Raw genomic sequence first — 17,395 nt, forward strand, 5'->3', positions numbered from 1 at the left:
TGTAGGTCGTGGGGACGGCCAGCACCGCGCGGGGCCCGGGGCCCCCGCCGGGGGCGGTCCCCAGGCGCACCTCACACGTCAAGGCCCGCGCCCTGTGGACCGTGAACGACGCCACCGGCGCCTTCTTCACACCCCGGCCGCCCCTGCCCCTCGACACCCCTAGAGGGCCCGCGTCGTGCCGGCCCGCGAGCTCCCCGGCAACCATCGCGCCGACGTTGTGACGGTTCCCGGCATAGGTGGCACCGGGGTTGCCGAGTCCGATGACGAGCCAGGTGTCCACGAGGGGCAAGTATGCCGGGCCTGCCCCCGGTCAGCGATCAGGTCAGGCCTTGTCGTCCTCCGATGAGGCGCCGTCGCCCTCGGCCGCGTCACCGCCAGCCTGACCCTCGGCAGCCTCTTCGTTGGTCTCGTCCTTCTCGATGCCGGCCTCTGCCTCGGCCTCGGCGAGCTCAGCCTCGAGGGCCTCCTCGGAGATCTGCTGCGTGATGTTGACGACGAGCGTCTCGGGGTCGGTGACCAGCTCGGCGCCCTCGGGCAGCTCGACGGCGGACGCGAGGATCTGCGTCCCGGCCGTGAGGCCCTCGACGGAGACGACGACGTTCTGCGGGATGTTGGTCGCCAGGACCTCGAGCTGGATCGTCTGGGAGTCGACGGTCACGACGGTCTCGGGAGCGGCGTCACCCTCGGTGTGGATCTGGACGTCGACCGTCACCTTCTCGCCACGCCTGACGACGACGAGGTCCACGTGGTCGATGACCGGCTTGATCGCGTCGCGCTGGATGTCCTTGACCAGGGCGAGCTGGGTCTCGCCGTCGATCTCGATGCTCAACAGCGCGTTGGCCGACTTGAGCGCCATCATCGTGTCGTGGCCCGGGAGGGTGATGTGCACGGGCTCGGAGCCGTGACCGTAGATGACGGCGGGGATCTTGTGGTCGCGGCGGATCTTGCGTGCGGCGCCCTTCCCGAACTGGGTGCGGGTCTCGGCAACGAGCTTGATCTCGGACATGAGTACGTCTTCTCCTTGAGGCAAACGGGCGGCGTCAGAGCCCTGGGGGCGGGGCCTCGGCGCGGGACGCGGCACGGACGACGACACGTGGGCGGGCCCCGGAGGACGACCACCGCGTCGATCACGGACGAGCACCGCTGGGCGGCCGTGCTCCGTCCCTCGCCGAGGCAACCCGCCAATGGTAGGTGAGGGGCGCGGCATACGGGAAATCGCCCAGAAGCGGCCTCACGGTCTCCTACTCTCTCAGCATGCGACTGGCAGTGAGGCTCCTTCGATCCCAGTGGCCGGCTCTCGTGGAAAGTTGGCTCAGGAGATTCGTCTGGGATGACCCACGCGTCGTATTCGAGGACGACGCTGAACCCGCTTCCTTCCGGAACGCCATGAAGGCGATCCATGTCGGCGGGACATACAAGATCACCGGCAAGTCACGGCACGGCGCGGCCGATGACCTCTTGCTGCGCCATGTAGACCTCAGTGGCGCACACATCTTGGACATCGGGGCATCTGATGGGTCGACCTCCGTTGACCTTGTCCACCGACTACCCCAAGACTTCGGGTCCTACGTCATCGCGGACCTGTTTCTCGTGGTTCAGCGCGCAATGGTGGGCCACAACACGCTCTTGTTTGACACCTCGGGCAAATGCATCCTTGTCGTCGGCAAGAGGTTTCTCGCATGGCCTGAGTTGTCCCGCTTGGCAAGTTTGGTGTGCAGTCCGGCCACCCGAAAGGAGCACCGGGTAGGTGCCGTCCGTCAAGACGTCTTGTTGCTCAATCCAGAGGCACGACACCTCATCGAGAACGACCCGCGGGTGAGCTACGCCACACACAACGTGTTCGAGCCGTGGCCCGGAAGGGCGCCCGACGTCATCAAGGTGGGCAATCTGCTCCGGCGTCTTTACTTCAGCGACACGGAAATCTGCCGAGCACTCTGCGTGCTGCTCGCGGACCTTCCTGAAGGCGGGCACTTGCTCGTCGTGGACAACCCACGTGTCGCGGGTATCGCCCTGCGCGCGGGTCTCTACCGCCGGGTCGGTCGACAGTTCGAGGTCGTGGCACTGACACCCGAAGAACCTGAGATCGTCGATCTCGTCACCTCCTCTGTGGTCCGTCTAGCCCACCGCGCCTGAGCAGGCTCAGCGGTCGGTGCGCAGCTCCCCCGCACGCACCCCGACGACTCCCGCGACGACGAGCACGCCGCCCACCATCTGGACCGGCCGGGGCAGCTCACCGAGCAGCAGCCACGCGAAGAGGATGGCGAAGAGCACCTCGCTCAGCCCGACGAATGACGCCACCGTCGAGCCGAGGCGGCGGGCTGCGAAGGTGCCGAGCAGGTATGCCGCGGCGGCGGCGAGCACGGACAGCTCGCCGATCGCGACCCACCAGGGCACCGACCGGCTCGCCACGACCACGTCCGCAGTGGCGAACTGCATCGGCAGCACGTGGGTCAGCCCCAGGCCGACGAGGACCACGGCCCCGGTGGCCATGCCGTAGGCCGCGAGGACGACGGGCGGCAGTGAGGTGCTGCTGCCCGCCGCGGTGACGAAGAAGACGGCGAGGCCGACCGCGGCGAGCAGGCCCCAGCGGACCCCGGTCGCATCCGGTCGGGACTGGCTCGCGAGGTCGAGGACGAACGCCAGGCCGACGACGGCGACCGTGATGCCGGCCCAGGTGACGCGCGACGGCGGGCGGCGGGTGCGCAGCCACATCCAGAGGACGACGAGGATGGTGCCGCAGTACTCCAGCAGCAGCGCCACCCCGACGGACAGGTGCTGGACGGCGTTGAAGTATGCGACCTGGCAGCCGGCGACGGCGACGAGGCCATAGAGCCCGATCGTCACGAGGTCGGCCCGCACGAGGTGCCACCGGCCCCGACTCGCGAGGAGGGCCGGGACGAGCAGGATCAGCGCCGCGCCGCCGACCCGCAGCAGGACGATCGCCCCGGAGCTCCAGCCGGTCTGCAGGAGCGCCTTGGCGAAGGGGCCCGACGTGCCGAAGGCGGCCGCGGACAGCAGGGCGGCAACGAGCCCGAGGTCGGCCCCGCGACGCCCGCGCGCCGGGGACGTCACGGCCAGCGGCCTGGACGTCGTGGTCATCACTGCCTCCGGGGTCTGACGTCACCCGAGGATGCTGGCGTCATGGGTCTCGCTGACGCTCAGACCATAGCGGGCCCGGAGGGCGGAGACTTCTGGCCATCCGGGGGCGACAGGTCTCCGAGACGACTGACCGCCTCGCTGTCAGGCCTTCCCGTCGAAGAGGCTCGTCACCGACCCGTCCTCGAAGACCTCCCGGATCGCCATGCTGAGCAGCGGCGCGATGGACAGGACCGTGAGCTTGTCGAACTCGCGGTCCGGCGGGATCGGCAGGGTGTCGGTGACGATCACCTCGACGGCGCTGCAGTTCTTCAGCCGGTCGATGGCCGGTCCCGAGAGGATCGCGTGGGTCGCCGCGATGATGACGCCCGCGGCGCCGTCTGCCATCAGGGCGTCGGCCGCCTTGGTGATCGTGCCGCCGGTGTCGATCATGTCGTCCACGAGGACGCAGATCCGGCCCTTGACGAGCCCGACGACCCGGTTCGCGACGGTCTCGTTAGGCCGGGTGATGTCCCGGGTCTTGTGGATGAAGGCGAGCGGCGCTCCCCCGAGCCGGTTCGACCACTCCTCGGCCACCCTGATCCGGCCGGCGTCCGGCGAGACGACGGCGAGCTGCTGGTCGCCGTACTTCTGGGCGACGTACTCGCTGAGGATCGGCAGGGCCATGAGGTGGTCGACGGGGCCGTCGAAGAAGCCCTGGATCTGGGAGGTGTGCAGGTCGACGGCCATCAGCCGGTCGGCGCCGGCGGTCTTGAAGAGGTCCGCCATGAGGCGGGCCGAGATCGGCTCTCGGCCGCGGTGCTTCTTGTCCTGGCGCGCGTAGCCGTAGAACGGCAGGACCACGGTGATCCGCTTGGCGGACGCTCGCTTGAGAGCGTCGATCATCAGCAGCTGCTCCATGATCCACTCGTTGATCGGCGCCGTGTGGCTCTGGATGACGAAGGCGTCCGAGCCACGGACCGACTCCTCGTACCGCACGTAGATCTCGCCGTTGGCGAAGTCGTAGGCGGAGGTCGGGACGAGCTCGGTGCCGAGCCCCTCGGCCACCTCCTGGGCCAGCTGCGGGTGGGCTCGACCCGAGAACACCATGAGGTTCTTCTGGGTCGTCTTCAGGATGCCGGTCATGACCGCGCCCCTTCCTCTTGCCCGTCGGTATGCCGTGCGGCACCGTCCAGCGCGGCCTCCGCCGCCGTCGCGGTGGCGGTGCCGGCCCGACGCCGGGCCACCCACCCCGCGACGTTGCGCTGCTTCGCTCTGGTGACCGCGAGCTCCCCCGGGCCGACGTCAGAGGTCACCGCGGACCCCGCGGCAACGTAGGCACCGTCCCCGATCGTGACCGGCGCGACAATGACGGAGTTGCTGCCGACGAAGCTGTGCGACCCGACGACGGTGGGCGACTTGGTCACCCCGTCGTAGTTGGCGAAGATCGTGCCGGCCCCGATGTTGGCCCCCTCGCCGATGGTGACGTCACCGGCATAGGTCAGGTGGGGGACCTTGGCACCGGCGGCGATCCGCGCGTTCTTGGTCTCGACGAAGCCGCCGATCTTGCCCTCGGCGCCGAGCTCGGTGCCGGGTCGGAGGTAGGAGAACGGTCCGACGCTGGCGCCGGCTCCCACCACGGCCAGCAACGCCTGGGTGCGCACCACCGAGGCGCCGTCGCCGACCTCGACGTCGGTCAGGGTCGTGTCGGGGCCGATCGTGCAGTCGGCGCCAATCGTGCTCGCGCCGTGGATCTGGGTGTGGGGGTGGATGATCGTGTCCTGGCCGATCGTCACGTCGGCGTCGATCCACGTCGTGGCCGGGTCGATGACGATCGCCCCGTCGCGCATCGCCTGCTCGACGGTGCGCCGGTTGAGCTCGGCGCCGAGCCGGGCGAGCTGGACCTTGTCGTTGACGCCCTCGGTCTGCCACAGGTCCGCGATGAGGTGGGCGCTGACGGTCAGGCCCCGTCCGCGGGCGATGCCCAGGACATCGGTGAGGTACTTCTCACCCTGGACGTTGTCGGTGCCCACCTCGGCGAGCGCGTCCCTCAGCAGGGTCACGTCGAAGGCGTAGAGCCCGGAGTTGACCTCCGTGATCCCCCTCTGCTGTTCGGTGGCGTCCTTGTGCTCGACGATGCCGACGACGGCGCCGTCTGCGTCACGCAGGACCCTGCCGTATCCGGTCGGGTCGTCCAGCGACGCCGTGATGACGGTGGCCGCGCTGCCCGAGGCGGTGTGGACCTCCATGAGGCCGAGGAGGGTCTCGGAGCGCAGGAGGGGGACGTCGCCGTAGGTCACGAGGACGGTCCCGGTCAGGCCTGCAGGCAGGGCGTCGAGGCCGCACTCGACGGCGCGGCCGGTGCCCTTGACGGCGTCCTGCTCGGCGATCACCGCGGCGGCGTCGACCTCGGTGACGTGCTGGGCGACGAGCGCCCGTTCGTGCCGCACGACCACGGCGAGGTGATCCGGCTGCACGCCCCTGGCCGCGGCGATCGCGTGGCCCACCAGCGAGCGACCACCGATGGTGTGCAGGACCTTCGGCCGACGGGACCTCATCCGGGTGCCCTCCCCTGCGGCGAGGACGATGACGGCGGCCGGGCGAGGTGCGCTCACGCTCTGGGACTCCCACGTTTTCGGACGGTCAGGCCGCCGACGGAACCCGTCTCGCGACCGCCGCCATGCTAGCGCTCGGCCGGAGCCGGTGACGTCCCCGTCGGGACGCCGCGCGCGTTGGTGAGACATGGTGTCGCTTCAGCCGCGTGTTCGCGGTGAGCTCCGGGGAGGGGTGGTGACGCACCAACCGGAGACATGGTGTCTCAGCAACGCACAGCGACCCTCAGGTGCGCTCCCGCCCCGCAGATCGGCTCCCCGGGTAGGAATCGAACCTACGTCGCTAGTCCTGATTCAAAGTCAGGCGGGCCCTGCCAGCAGACCAACCGGGGAACGTCCCGCCAGGGGCCGGACGCCCAAAGGGTAGTCGACCCGACGCTCCCGGCGGCACCGCCGGTGGGAGGGCAGAATGACTCGGGTGACCACTCGCGACAAGCCCTCCGGCCAGACCTCCAGCCGGTCCCGGATGACGGGCAAGCAACGGCGGGAGCAGCTCATCGAGGTCGGCCGCAGACTGTTTGCCGAGAAGGGTTTCGAGGCCACCACGGTCGAGGAGATCGCCGCCAAGGCCAGTGTGTCCAAGCCGGTCGTCTATGAGCACTTCGGGGGCAAGGAGGGGCTGTATGCCGTGGTCGTCGACCGCGAGATCCGCACCCTCCTCGACGGGATCACCAGTGCGCTCAGCGCCGAGACGACCTCCCGTGGCCTGCTGGAGGCGGCGGCACTGTCGTTGCTCGACTACATCGAGGGCTCGACGGACGGCTTCCGGATCCTGGTGCGCGACTCGCCGGCGGGGCAGTCCACCGGGTCCTTTGCCAGCCTCATCGGTGATGTGGCCTCCCAGGTCGAGCACCTCCTCGCGGCCGAGTTCAAGGCGCGGGGGCTCGACCCGAGGACGGCACCGCTCTATGCGCAGATGCTCGTCGGGATGGTGGCGTTGACCGGCCAGTGGTGGGTCGACTCCCGCAAGTTCAAGAAGGCGGATGTGGCAGCGCACCTCGTCAACCTCGCGTGGAACGGACTCAGTGGCCTCGAGGCGAAGCCGACCGTCCTCCTGATGCGCTGACCACACTGATCAGCGTCAACCACCCCATCTCGGGGCGACACGTGGCAAAGTGGACAACATGAGCGTCGCCAAGCTGCCGCGCATCGTCCTGCAGGGCCAGCACATCGTCGGGGCCGACTTCGGTCACCGGCGACTGGGCCAGTTCTCCTCGGCCGGATGCCACTTCGAGTCATGCACCTTCGATCGGCTCCGCTGCGAGTCGGCCGCCTTCGGTGCCGGCATGACGATGTCGTCCTACACCGACTGCGTGTTCGATGGGGCGCAGCTGCGGCCGGTGCCCGGCGGGTACTACCGGTTCGAGCGGTGCACCTTCACCGGGGCGACGATCCGTGACTGGCTGTGCTTCGCCGTCGAGGTGGTCGACTGCACCTTCGACGGAGCGCGGATCACCAAAGCCATCTTCAACGGCACGCCCTGGCCCGAGGACGCCGGGCCGCTGGAACGGACCCGCAACGCCTTCGACGGCAATGACTTCTCGAGAGCCGTCCTGCGTGATATCGGATTTCGGTCGGGCATCGACCTGGCTCGACAGCGGCTCCCCCTGAGCGGCGACTTCCTCTACGTGAGCGACGGCGCGGCAGCTCTGGCCCATGCACATCTCGAGGTGATCGGCTGGAGTCAGCTGGCAGAGCGTCAGCTGGCACTGGACTACCTCGGCGCCCTCCGGCGGTTGATCGCGGCCGGTCAGCAGCAGCTGTTCCTGCGCGAGGCCGACTTCCCGACCGGCAAGGTCACCACGCGGGTGTTCCAGCTGCTGCGCGAGGCGAGCCTCGGCCCGCGGACGGCTCCTGGGCTCGGCGACCGGAGGCTCCCGACGGCGCGCCGCAGCACCCGACTGGCGTGACCTTCATATCTTGATCTGAAGATACTTGACGGCACGTACACTTTGACAGTGACCGCAACCCCGGGCGACGAGGTCGACCGCATCGTCGCCGCCTGGCACCGCGAGCGGCCGGACCTCGACGCCGCGCCGCTGCAGGTCCTCTCCCGCATCTCGCGCCTCGCCCGCCACCTCGACCGGGCGCGCAACTCGGCCTTCGCCAAGCACGGTCTCGACGGCTGGGAGTTCGACGTCCTCTCGGCCCTGCGCCGATCCGGAAACCCCTACCAGCTATCCCCCGGGCAGCTCGTCGCCCAGACCCTCGTCACATCCGGCACCATGACCAACCGCGTGGACCGGCTCGCGCTGCGCGGCTTCGTCGAGCGCAGCCCCGACCCCGGTGACCGCCGCGGTGTCATCGTCGCCCTGACGCCCTCGGGTCGCGAGGTCGTCGACGCCGCCCTGGCCGACCTGCTCGCGCGGGAGCGCGACCTGCTCAGCCAGCTCCCGGAGACCGAGCGGGACCAGCTGACGGCCACCCTGCGCGGGCTGCTCCAGCCCTTCGACCGCTGACGGTCCGCCCGCCGGGGCGCCCGGGGCGCGGGTGGCGACGGGTCAGCCGGCGATCTCGGCCGCACTCAGCCACGCGAGCTCGAGCTCCTCCCGCTCGTCGACCAGCGCTCGCAGTGCGTCGTTGAGACGCAGTACGGCGGCGTGGTCCGCGGCCTGGGCGACCATCCCCGCGTGGAGGCGCTCCTCCTGGGTCGCGATCCTGGACAGCTGCCGCTCGATCCGACCCATCTCCTTCTTGGCCTCGCGCAGCTGCGTCGAGCTCGCCGCCGGAGGAGGAACGGTGCTCACCCCGGCACCCGCGCCCCCGCTCCTGGCCACCGTCACCCCGGCCATCGCCGGCCGACCAGAGCCGCCCGCCTGCTGCGCAGCGGTGAGGAGCTGGAGGTACTGCTCGACCCCGCCCGGCAGGTCGCGCACCCCACCGTCGCCGAGCAGGGCGACCTGGCGGTCGGCGACCCGCTCGAGAAGGTAGCGGTCGTGGGAGACGACGAGCAGCGTGCCGGCCCATCCGTCGAGGACATCCTCGAGCGAGGTGAGGGTCTCGATGTCGAGGTCGTTGGTCGGCTCGTCGAGGATGAGGACGTTGGGCTCGGACATGAGCAGCCGCAGCAGCTGGAGGCGGCGGCGCTCCCCACCGGACAGGTCGCCGACGCGGGTCTGCTGCCGCCCGCCGGTGAAGCCGAGGCGCTTGGCCAGCTGGCTCGCGCTGACCTCTTTGTCGCCGAGCATGGTGAACTTCTTGACGTCCTCGATGGCCTCGATGACCCGCCAGGAGGTGAACTTCTCCAGCTCTCTGACCTCCTGGGTCAGGAACGCGACGGACACCGTCGAGCCGACCTTGCGCTTTCCGGAGGTGATCGGCACGTCGCCGGTGAAGGCGCGCAGCAGGGTCGACTTGCCTGAGCCGTTGACGCCGACGATGCCGACCCGCTCGCCCGGGGCGAGGCGCCAGGTCACGCGGTCGAGCAGCGTCCTACCGCCGAGCTGCACGCTGACGTCGATGAGGTCGATGACGTCCTTGCCGAGGCGCGTCGTCGCGAACCGCACCAGCGACACGTCATCGCGCGGCGGGGGTTCGTCGGCGATCAGCTCGTTGGCCGCGTCGATGCGGAACTTCGGCTTGGTGGTGCGCGCCGGCGGGCCGCGGCGCAGCCAGGCGAGCTCCTTGCGGAGCAAGTTGTCGCGCCGCTCTGCGGTGACCGCGGACATCCGCTCGCGCTCGGCCTTGGCGAGCACGTATGCCGCGTAGCCTCCGTCGAACGCGCTGACCGTGCCGCCGGCGACCTCCCAGGTGACGGTGGCCATCGCGTCGAGGAACCACCGGTCGTGGGTGATCGCGACCGTGGCGCTGTCGGGCCGGGTCCGCTTCGTGACGATGTGGTCAGCGAGCCAGGCGACGCCCTCGACGTCGAGGTGGTTGGTCGGCTCGTCGAGGAGCAGGACGTCGGGGTCGGCCACGAGGAGGTGCGCCAGCGCCAGCCGGCGTCGCTCGCCGCCGGACATCGGCCCGATCACCGCGTCCAGACCGCCGACGGACTCCGCGCCGATCCCGCCGAGCAGCCCGGTGAGGACGTCGCGGATCCTCGGGTCGCCCGCCCACACGTGCTCGGGCAGGTCGCCGAGGACGGCCTGGTGCACCGTGTGCGCCGGGTCGAGCGCGTCCACCTGGCTCAGCATGCCGACGGTGACCCCACCACCACGGGTCACCCGTCCGGAGTCGAGGCCCTGCTCGCCGGCGATGACGCGCAGCAGGGTCGTCTTGCCACCACCGTTGCGACCGACGACACCGATGCGCTGACCGGTGTTGACACCCGTCGAGAGCTCGTCGAGCACGTTGACCGTGCCGAAGATGACGCAGGCCCGTTCGAGGGCAACGAGATTGGCCATCAGACGCGCGACGGTCCGGGGATGACCTGGGCACCGTGGACCGGGGCCTTGGCTCGCCTGACCTCACCCGCGACACCGGAGGCGGTCAGGGAGACGCACAGGTCGAGTGCCATCTCGGGTGACGCCGTGAGGAAGGCGACGGTCGGGCCGGACCCGGAGACGATGCCCCCGAGTGCCCCGAACTCCAGGCCGGCGTCGAGGACGTCGCGCAGGCCGGGCTGCAGCGAGACCGCGGCGTCCTGCAGGTCGTTGGACAGGGCCCGGCCGACCGCCTCGGCATCACCCGAGCGGAGCGCCGTCATCATCTGCGACGACGGCTCGGGGGCTGCGATCGGTGCGTTGCTGCGCAGCCGGTCGCACTCGGCATACACCGCCGGGGTGGACAGGCCCGTCTGGCTGACGGCGAAGACCCAGTGGAAGGTGCCCCGCGCGAGGACGGGAGCCAGCGCCTCCCCCCGGCCGGAGCCCATGGCGATGCCGCCGGACAGGGCGAAGGGGACGTCGCTGCCCAGCCCGGCCGCCAGCTGGACGAGCTCTTCGCGGGCCATCCCCGACGACCAGAGGTGGTCGCAGGCCACCAGCGCGGCCGCCGCGTCGGCGGAGCCGCCGGCCATCCCGCCGGCGACGGGGATCTCCTTGTGGATCCGCAGTGAAACCGGCTCGTGGACGCCGACCTCCTCTGCAAGGGTCCGCGCCGCCACGACGGCCAGGTTGGTGGCGTCGGTGGGCACCTGCTCGGCATAGGGCCCGCTGATCGTGACCTCCCACTCGGCCGAAGGCGCCACGGTGACCTCGTCGAAGAGCCCGACCGCCATGTAGATCGTCGACAGGGCGTGGAATCCGTCGGCGCGGCGGGGGCCGACCCGCAGCTCGAGGTTGACCTTCGCAGGGACACGGACGGTCACCGACCGGGGCAGGGTCGCGGCGGAGGTCACCTCGTCACCCTAAGCCTCACGTGCGGCCGCCTCGATCCCCGTCCGCGCCGCGGCGATGGCTGCGAAGGCGACGATGTCGAGCTGCTCACCCCGGGTGCTGGGGTCGACCCCCGCAGCCCGCAGCGCCGCCTCGGCGGCAGGTGGCGAGCCGGCCCAGCCGGACAAGGCGGCCCGCAGCGTCTTGCGTCGTTGGGCGAAGGCGGCGTCGACGCAGCGGAAGACGTCCTCGCGGCTCGCGGTCGTCACCGGCGGCTCACGCCGGGTCATGGCCACGAGCCCGGAGTCGACATTGGGCACGGGCCAGAAGACGCTGCGCGGGACGGTGCCCGCCAGGCGGACGTCGGCGTACCACGCGGCCTTGAGGCTCGGCACGCCGTAGGTCCTGTTGCCGGGGTGGGCCGCCAGGCGCTCGGCCACCTCGAGCTGGACCATCACGAGGACGCGCTGGAGACCGGGGAAGCGCTCGAGGAAGGACAGGACGACGGGCACGGAGACGTTGTAGGGCAGGTTCGCGACGAGGGCCGTGGGTTGCGGGTCGGGCAGTTCCATGAGCGCGAGCGCATCCGCCTGGACGACGCTCAGGCGGGCTGAGTGCTGGGGCTGGTGGGTCGCCACCGTGTCGGGCAGGGCTGCCGCAAGGACGGGGTCGACCTCGACCGCGCAGACGTGGGCCACCTCCGGCAGCAGGGCGAGGGTCAGCGAGCCGAGCCCCGGGCCGACCTCGACGACGCTGTCCCGCGGGCCGACCCCGGAGAGTCGCACGATCCGCCGCACCGTGTTGGCGTCAACGACGAAGTTCTGGCCCCAGTGCTTGGTGGGGCGGATCCCGAGCCGGGAGGCGAGCTCGCGGACCTGTGAGGCGGAGAGCAGACCGGAACGACGTCGGCCGTCAGGCGCCCCCGCCCCGGGGTCCGTCGCGTCCCCGTCGGTCATGACGGCAACAGTAGTCGGCTCGCGCCGGCGGCTGCCACGACAGCAGGCGGCTGCAGGGACGGCAGGCGCCGACCTCGAGCCGCCGATGCCGGCACGTGGTGCCGGGTCCGTCAGGCCGCGTGGGCGCAGCCCCACGGCTGCAGGCCCCGCGTGGCGTAGATGCGGTTGGCCACGGTGATCTGCTGCTCGCGCGAGGCGAGGTCGGCCCGGCTGGCGAAGTCGCCGCCGCCGGCCCCGAGCCAGGTGCCGCTGTCGAACTGCAGGCCGCCGGAATAGCCGTTGCCGCTGTTGATGTGCCAGTTGCCCGTGGACTCGCAGGCCGCGATCCGGTCCCACATCGCGGCGTTGGCGAGGTTGAGGCCGGCGCCGGAGGGCGCGGGGGCAGCCGGCTGGGCCCCAGCGGGGGCGGCCGGAGCCACCGCAGCCTGCGGTGCGGGGGCGGGCTTGGACCCGACCGCGACCACCTCGGCAACCGGCGCCCGGCTGACGGTCGCGAGGGCCTCGACACGCGAGGTCATCACCCCGTCGACCCAGGTCTCCTGGTAGGTGTGGACGCGTTCACCGGGGACGCCCGCTGCCATGGTCCTCGTCGTCCCCTCGGCCAGCGTGCGGTCGTCCTGCGTCGTCGTCTGGAAGGCGAGCGTCTCCGTCGTCGTGGACTGCTTCTGGGCGACGCGGTTGACGGCGATCGCCAGCCCCTCGCTGACGGCCGTCTCCGGTGCCGGGTGGACCTGGTCGAGCGGGCCGAGCGTGACCCCGAGCTGCTGCAGGACATCGGACACCGTGGCGACCGTGGTGGCCTTGGGCAGTGCTGTGCCGTCGACGGTCACGGTGACGTTGCGCGGGTTCGTCATCGTCATCGCCAGGCCCGCGCGGCCGAGCGGCTCGGAGCGCGAGACGGAGAGCTTCGCGGCGTCGGCACGCAGGCCGAGCTCCGCGAGCGCGCTCCCGACGGTGCCGGCCGTCGTGGAGTAGTCGCTCGTCCTGCCGTCGGTCGTGACGCTCAGCTGGCGCCGGTAGCGCACGACCACCGTCTCGCCGTCGTCGAGCGGCTGGTCAGTGGCCGGCACGACGAGGTCGTGGGCGCCCACCGTGACGCCCTGTTTGGCGAGCAGGTCCCCGACCGTGTTCCCCAGGACGTGCACCGAGGTGGTCTGTCCGTCGACGGAGAGGGTGACCGCCTTGTCGTAGTGGGCGAAGCCGACGCCGCCCACCGCCACGGCGGCGATGGCGCCGGCCTGCACGGCATGCCGGATCGCGCGTGAGATCACCATGCTCCAAACCTGGGACGTCCCGGGTGGAGTCGGGGGTTCGGCGTGGCGAGGGGCACCGTGACCGGTCCTCGACAGCTCCGTCGAGAGGATCATCCACGCCCCCTGCACAGCCGACCCGCGGTCTCCGCACCGGCCAACAGCGCACCACTGTCCACGACCCACCGGTCAAGGTCAAGTTTTGGTAACGGACCGGTGAGCCAGCAGCGGCTGAGGTCGGGTGGGCGCTCACGAGGATCAGGACCAGCTGCCGTAGACCCGTTCGGAGTTCGCGGTGAGGGCCAGGCACAGCGTCGGCACGTCGAGGTTGAGGACGTCGGCCATCGCCCGGACGGTCAGCGGCACGAGGTAGGACGCGTTCGTCGCCCCCCGGTGCGGGGTCGGCGTGAGGTAGGGCGCGTCGGTCTCGACGAGCAGGTGCTCGATCGGGGTCACCGCCAGGGCGTTGCGCAGGCCGGCCGCGTTCTTGAAGGTGACGGTGCCGGAGAAGGAGAGCATCAGACCCCGCTCGACCGCGAGCCGCGCCATCGCGACGTCGCCCGAGAAGCAGTGCAGGACAGTGCGTTCGGGGCTCCCCTCCTCCTCAAGGATCCGCAGCACGTCCTCGTGGGCGTCCCGGTCGTGGATCTGCAGGGCCTTGCCGGTGCGCTTGGCGAGGTCGATGTGCCAGCGGAAGGCCTCCTGCTGCGCCGGGACACCCTCTGGCCCGGTGCGGAAGTAGTCGAGCCCGGTCTCGCCGACGACCCGCACCCGCGGGTGGGCCGCGAGGGCCTCGATCTCGGCGAGGGCGGAGTCGAGGTCGCCCTGGACCTTCAGTCGGGGAATCTCGTTGGGATGCAACGCTACTCCCCCCAACAGGGCAGTATGCCGGTCGATCGCCTCGACGGTGAACCGCGCCGCGGGCAGGTCGCAGCCGATCTGCACCAGCCGGGTCACGCCGACGGCCGCCGCCTCGGCGATGGCCGCCGCGACGTCGGGCGCCTGCTCGCCGTCGCGGGCGATGTCGAGGTGAAGGTGGTTGTCGACGACCGCGATCGGCAGCGGAGCCGGGGCAGCGGGCTTGTCCCGTGACGAGGTGTGAGGGCTCATCTCAACCCTGCGCCGCCGAGCTGTCCGGAGCGGCCAACCGGTCGATCTCCTCCTGGACGACCGACGGGTCGAACTTGACGAAGACGGGGACCGGCTTGGCGATCGGGGTCCCGACCACGACGGGCCGCGACTCCCACGTGGGGGTCGCCGAGTAGTCGCCGGTGATGACCGGGTATCCGGGCCCACCGTCAAGGTCCTCGACCTGCTCGAGCCGGGGCATCGGGACGAACTCGCCGGACCCGCCCATCACGAGGTGGACGGAGTTGGAGCTGTGCGGCAGGAACGGTGACATCAGCGTGTTGAGGTCGCTGACCGCCTGGGCCAGGACGTGCAGCACGGTCCCCAACCGCTCGCGCTGGTCGGCGTTCTTGAGCTTGAACGGTTCCGTCTCGGAGACATAGCGATTCGCCTCACCGACGATCCGCATCACCTCGGCGATGGCGTTCTTCTGGCGGTGCCGCCCGATGAGTGCTCCCACGGTCTCGAACCCCGCTCGCACGGTCGCGAGGAGCGCCTCGTCGACGGGCTCCAGGGGGCCACGAGGCGGGATCTGGCCGAAGCTCTTGTGGATCATCGTCGCGGTCCGGTTGACGAGGTTGCCCCAGCCGGCGACGAGCTCGGAGTTGTTGCGCTGGATGAACTCGGCCCAGGTGAAGTCGCTGTCCTGGTTCTCCGGCCCGGCCGCACAGATGAAGTAGCGCAACGGATCCGGGCCGTATCGGTCGAGGACGTCACGCACGTAGATCACGTGCCCGCGCGAGGTGGAGAGCTGCTTGCCCTCCATTGTCATGAACTCGGAGGCGACGACCTCGGTGGGCAGGTTGAGCACGCCGTAGACCCCCGGCTCACCGCCCCGGGCGCCCTTCCCGGCATACGCGAGGAGCTCGGCCGGCCAGACCTGGGCGTGGAAGGTGATGTTGTCCTTGCCCTGGAAGTAGTAGCTGAGGGCCTCCGGGTCGTTCCACCACTCGCGCCACCGCTCGGGCTCGCCGACCCGCCGGGCCCACTCGATGGAGGCGGAGAGGTAGCCGACGACGGCGTCGAACCAGACGTAGAACCGCTTGGTCGGCTGGTCGCGCCAGCCGTCGATCGGGACGGGGATGCCCCAGTCGAGGTCGCGCGTCATGGCCCGTGGGCGCACGTCGGCAAGGAGGTTCCTGGAGAAGTTGATGACGTTGGGGCGCCACGTGCCCGAGGCCTCGCGCCCGGCGAGCCACTCCCCGATCGCGTCGGCCAGCGCCGGCAGGTCGAGGAAGAAGTGCTGCGTCTCCACGAACTCCGGTGTCTCACCGTTGATCCTGGACCGGGGGTTGATCAGCTCCGTGGCGTCGAGCTGGTTGCCGCAGTTGTCGCACTGGTCGCCGCGCGCCTCGCCGTAACCACAGATCGGGCAGGTGCCCTCGATGTAGCGGTCCGGCAGGGTGCGACCGGTGGAGGGGCTGATCGCGCCGCGGGTGGTCTGCTCGATCATGTAGCCGTTGCGCCAGTCACCGGTGAACAGCTCCTGCGCGACGGCGTAGTGGTTGAGCGTGGTCGTGCGGGTGAAGAGGTCGTAGGCGAGCCCGAGGTCGGTGAGGTCCGCGGCGATGACGGCGTTGAACCGGTCGGCGAGCGCCCGCGGGGTGACGCCCTCCTTGTCGGCCTGGACGAGGATCGGGGTGCCGTGCTCGTCGGTGCCCGAGACCATGAGCACGTCGTGACCGGCCATCCGCATGAACCGACTGAAGACGTCGGAGGGCACACCGAAACCGGCCACGTGGCCGATGTGGCGCGGGCCGTTGGCATACGGCCAGGCAACTGCGGAGAGGACATGGGTCATGCGGGGAATCCTAGTGAGCGCTGGCCACCCGGTTTCACCAGTGGCTAGCGTGGCGTCCGTGGAGACCCTGATCGCGGAGGACCTGCTGCTGCTCCTACTCGACGACGAGTCCGGCAAGCTCGCCGCCTCCGACAAGATCCGACCGCTGTTGGGCGGCGCGCTGCTGATCGAGCTCGCGCTGGCGGAGCGGATCGAGGTGGTCGCGCGGACGAGTGTCTGGAGTACGTCGAAAGTGACGGTCCACCCCGGTCCGCCTCTCGACGAGCCGCTCCTCGACATGGCCGTCAGCACGATCGCAGAGAAGCCGCGCGGCGCCCAGGATCTCGTCAACCGGCTCGGGAAGGGCACGAAGGACGTCCTGCTCGCGCGACTCACCGAACGCGGCCTCGTCCACCCCGTCAAGGGCAAGGTGTTCGGACTCTTCCCCCACACGACCTGGCCCGCGTCGGATCGTCTGCACGAGGCTGGGGTCCGCGAGAAGCTTCAGGCAGCACTGGTCCTGGGACTGACGCCCGACGAGCGCACGTCAGCACTGGTGGCGCTCCTGTCGGCTGTCGACCACGCGCACAAGGTGGTCGATCGCGGCGACCTGCCGGCCGGCGAGGTCAGACGGCGGGCCAGGCACATCGCGGATGGCGCATGGGCGGCAACGGCCGTCAAGGACGCCGTCGCCGCAGCCCAGGCTGCGATGACGGCCGCCATCGTCGCCACCTCGGTCGCGGCCACCGCGGGCGGCAGCTGACCGGATCGGCCGCGGACGACCACTAGCGTGGCGTCCGTGACGACGCTGATCGCTGAAGACCTGTTGCTGCTCCTGCTCGACGACGAGTCCGGCAGGGCCGCCGCCTCCACCAAGATCCGGCCACTACTGGGCGGTGCGCTGCTCATCGAGCTCGCCATGATGGAGCGGATCGACATGCCCGAGAAGCCTGGCCTGTGGAGGCGGGGCATGTCGAAGGTCGGGTGGAGTACGTCGAAGGTGTCAGTCCTCGACGGCCCGCCCCTCGACGACCCGTTGCTCGCGGCGGCACTCGCCACCATCGGCGAGATGCCGCGCTATGCCGCGGACCTCATCAACCGGCTGGGCAAGGGAACCAAGGACGTCCTGCTGGAGCGGCTCGGCCAGCGCGAGCTCGTCCGGCCGGTCGAGGACAAGGTGTGGGGGCTCTTCCCGCGCACGACCTGGCCGGCGATCGAGCGGACGCACGAGGCCGCGGTCAAGGAGAAGCTGCAGGGTGTCCTGATCCAGGGCCTGAGCCCCGACGAGCGCACCTCGGTCATCATCTCGCTGCTCTCGGGGATCGACCACGCCCAG

The 17,395-nt window shown here is 70.5% G+C and carries 16 protein-coding genes, 1 tRNA gene and 1 pseudogene; 6 read left to right on the forward strand and 12 right to left on the reverse strand.

All coding sequences use genetic code 11. From position 1 onward, the window contains the following. Together ACLL9L_RS13720 and ACLL9L_RS13725 are read right to left on the reverse strand one after the other, a co-directional pair. Positions 1-280: pseudogene (locus tag ACLL9L_RS13720) on the reverse strand (hypothetical protein); the annotation flags it as partial. 42 nt (positions 281-322) lie between these two features. Then, positions 323-1,006, reverse strand: coding sequence for a 50S ribosomal protein L25/general stress protein Ctc (locus tag ACLL9L_RS13725; protein ID WP_411285219.1), 684 nt, complete (start codon positions 1,004-1,006; stop codon positions 323-325). A gap of 248 nt (positions 1,007-1,254) precedes the next feature. Here ACLL9L_RS13725 and ACLL9L_RS13730 point away from each other — a divergent pair, with 248 nt between their 5' ends. Continuing rightward, positions 1,255-2,133 (forward strand): hypothetical protein, encoded by an 879-nt coding sequence (locus ACLL9L_RS13730; RefSeq protein ID WP_411285220.1) that lies wholly within the window; start codon positions 1,255-1,257, stop codon positions 2,131-2,133. A gap of 6 nt (positions 2,134-2,139) precedes the next feature. Here the strand turns inward: ACLL9L_RS13730 and ACLL9L_RS13735 are convergent, their stop codons facing one another. From ACLL9L_RS13735 to ACLL9L_RS13750, 4 genes are all read right to left on the reverse strand, one after another. Further along, the gene (locus ACLL9L_RS13735) at positions 2,140-3,099 is read right to left on the reverse strand and encodes an EamA family transporter (RefSeq protein WP_411285221.1); all 960 of its coding nucleotides are present in this window, start codon (positions 3,097-3,099) and stop codon (positions 2,140-2,142) included. Positions 3,100-3,240: 141 nt separating this feature from the next. Next, positions 3,241-4,221, reverse strand: a complete 981-nt coding sequence (locus tag ACLL9L_RS13740) for a ribose-phosphate diphosphokinase (protein ID WP_411285222.1) — start codon at positions 4,219-4,221, stop codon at positions 3,241-3,243. After that, positions 4,218-5,690: a bifunctional UDP-N-acetylglucosamine diphosphorylase/glucosamine-1-phosphate N-acetyltransferase GlmU gene (glmU, locus tag ACLL9L_RS13745; protein WP_411285223.1), complete on the reverse strand. Its 1,473-nt coding sequence runs from the start codon at positions 5,688-5,690 to the stop codon at positions 4,218-4,220. Before glmU ends, ACLL9L_RS13740 begins: the two co-directional genes overlap by 4 nt. Before the next feature lie 251 nt (positions 5,691-5,941). Next, positions 5,942-6,020: transfer RNA gene (locus ACLL9L_RS13750), tRNA-Gln, on the reverse strand. A 133-nt stretch (positions 6,021-6,153) separates the two neighbouring features. Here ACLL9L_RS13750 and ACLL9L_RS13755 point away from each other — a divergent pair. Genes ACLL9L_RS13755 through ACLL9L_RS13765 form a run of 3 tightly spaced genes read left to right on the forward strand, consistent with a single transcriptional unit; the run spans position 6,154 to position 8,146 of the window. Further along, positions 6,154-6,753, forward strand: a complete 600-nt coding sequence (locus ACLL9L_RS13755; RefSeq protein WP_411285234.1) for a TetR family transcriptional regulator — start codon at positions 6,154-6,156, stop codon at positions 6,751-6,753. A 58-nt stretch (positions 6,754-6,811) separates the two neighbouring features. Beyond that, positions 6,812-7,597 (forward strand): hypothetical protein, encoded by a 786-nt coding sequence (locus ACLL9L_RS13760; protein WP_411285224.1) that lies wholly within the window; start codon positions 6,812-6,814, stop codon positions 7,595-7,597. Between the two features lie 48 nt (positions 7,598-7,645). Next, the gene (locus ACLL9L_RS13765; protein ID WP_411285225.1) at positions 7,646-8,146 is read left to right on the forward strand and encodes a MarR family winged helix-turn-helix transcriptional regulator; all 501 of its coding nucleotides are present in this window, start codon (positions 7,646-7,648) and stop codon (positions 8,144-8,146) included. A 42-nt stretch (positions 8,147-8,188) separates the two neighbouring features. Here the strand turns inward: ACLL9L_RS13765 and ACLL9L_RS13770 are convergent, their stop codons facing one another. The 6 genes from ACLL9L_RS13770 to metG form a co-directional block, all read right to left on the reverse strand. Continuing rightward, on the reverse strand, positions 8,189-10,033 hold the full coding sequence (locus ACLL9L_RS13770) for an ABC-F family ATP-binding cassette domain-containing protein (RefSeq protein ID WP_411285226.1): 1,845 nt from the start codon (positions 10,031-10,033) through the stop codon (positions 8,189-8,191). Then, positions 10,033-10,968: a 4-(cytidine 5'-diphospho)-2-C-methyl-D-erythritol kinase gene (locus ACLL9L_RS13775; RefSeq protein ID WP_411285227.1), complete on the reverse strand. Its 936-nt coding sequence runs from the start codon at positions 10,966-10,968 to the stop codon at positions 10,033-10,035. The genes ACLL9L_RS13770 and ACLL9L_RS13775 overlap by 1 nt, the downstream gene beginning before the upstream one ends. A gap of 9 nt (positions 10,969-10,977) precedes the next feature. Further along, positions 10,978-11,901 (reverse strand): 16S rRNA (adenine(1518)-N(6)/adenine(1519)-N(6))-dimethyltransferase RsmA, encoded by a 924-nt coding sequence (rsmA, locus tag ACLL9L_RS13780; protein WP_411285228.1) that lies wholly within the window; start codon positions 11,899-11,901, stop codon positions 10,978-10,980. 110 nt (positions 11,902-12,011) lie between these two features. Continuing rightward, on the reverse strand, positions 12,012-13,175 hold the full coding sequence (locus tag ACLL9L_RS13785) for a ubiquitin-like domain-containing protein (RefSeq protein ID WP_411285229.1): 1,164 nt from the start codon (positions 13,173-13,175) through the stop codon (positions 12,012-12,014). Between the two features lie 234 nt (positions 13,176-13,409). After that, a complete protein-coding gene (locus ACLL9L_RS13790) occupies positions 13,410-14,261 on the reverse strand; it encodes a TatD family hydrolase (RefSeq protein WP_411285230.1) in 852 nt (283 codons plus the stop codon). A gap of 1 nt (position 14,262) precedes the next feature. Further along, positions 14,263-16,080: a methionine--tRNA ligase gene (metG, locus tag ACLL9L_RS13795; RefSeq protein WP_411285231.1), complete on the reverse strand. Its 1,818-nt coding sequence runs from the start codon at positions 16,078-16,080 to the stop codon at positions 14,263-14,265. A gap of 58 nt (positions 16,081-16,138) precedes the next feature. Between metG and ACLL9L_RS13800 the strand changes: the two genes are divergently transcribed. Together ACLL9L_RS13800 and ACLL9L_RS13805 are read left to right on the forward strand one after the other, a co-directional pair. Continuing rightward, the gene (locus ACLL9L_RS13800; protein ID WP_411285232.1) at positions 16,139-16,822 is read left to right on the forward strand and encodes a GOLPH3/VPS74 family protein; all 684 of its coding nucleotides are present in this window, start codon (positions 16,139-16,141) and stop codon (positions 16,820-16,822) included. A 36-nt stretch (positions 16,823-16,858) separates the two neighbouring features. Next, the coding region (locus ACLL9L_RS13805) for a GOLPH3/VPS74 family protein (RefSeq protein WP_411285233.1) at positions 16,859-17,395 on the forward strand (537 nt) is incomplete at its 3' end.

Source organism: Lapillicoccus sp. (assembly GCF_046595215.1).
Taxonomy (GTDB): Bacteria; Actinomycetota; Actinomycetes; order Actinomycetales; family Dermatophilaceae; genus Lapillicoccus.

Bases quoted from the DNA above. Each gene is read 5' to 3' on its own strand.
- ACLL9L_RS13735 (WP_411285221.1), bottom strand. From the start codon at position 3,099: ATGACCACGACGTCCAGGCCGCTGGCCGTGACGTCCCCGGCGCGCGGG.
- ACLL9L_RS13730 (WP_411285220.1), top strand. From the start codon at position 1,255: ATGCGACTGGCAGTGAGGCTCCTTCGATCCCAGTGGCCGGCTCTCGTG.
- rsmA (WP_411285228.1), bottom strand. From the start codon at position 11,901: ATGACCGACGGGGACGCGACGGACCCCGGGGCGGGGGCGCCTGACGGC.
- ACLL9L_RS13725 (WP_411285219.1), bottom strand. From the start codon at position 1,006: ATGTCCGAGATCAAGCTCGTTGCCGAGACCCGCACCCAGTTCGGGAAG.
- ACLL9L_RS13760 (WP_411285224.1), top strand. From the start codon at position 6,812: ATGAGCGTCGCCAAGCTGCCGCGCATCGTCCTGCAGGGCCAGCACATC.
- ACLL9L_RS13770 (WP_411285226.1), bottom strand. From the start codon at position 10,033: ATGGCCAATCTCGTTGCCCTCGAACGGGCCTGCGTCATCTTCGGCACG.
- ACLL9L_RS13785 (WP_411285229.1), bottom strand. From the start codon at position 13,175: ATGGTGATCTCACGCGCGATCCGGCATGCCGTGCAGGCCGGCGCCATC.
- ACLL9L_RS13790 (WP_411285230.1), bottom strand. From the start codon at position 14,261: ATGAGCCCTCACACCTCGTCACGGGACAAGCCCGCTGCCCCGGCTCCG.
- ACLL9L_RS13740 (WP_411285222.1), bottom strand. From the start codon at position 4,221: ATGACCGGCATCCTGAAGACGACCCAGAAGAACCTCATGGTGTTCTCG.
- ACLL9L_RS13755 (WP_411285234.1), top strand. From the start codon at position 6,154: ATGACGGGCAAGCAACGGCGGGAGCAGCTCATCGAGGTCGGCCGCAGA.
- metG (WP_411285231.1), bottom strand. From the start codon at position 16,080: ATGACCCATGTCCTCTCCGCAGTTGCCTGGCCGTATGCCAACGGCCCG.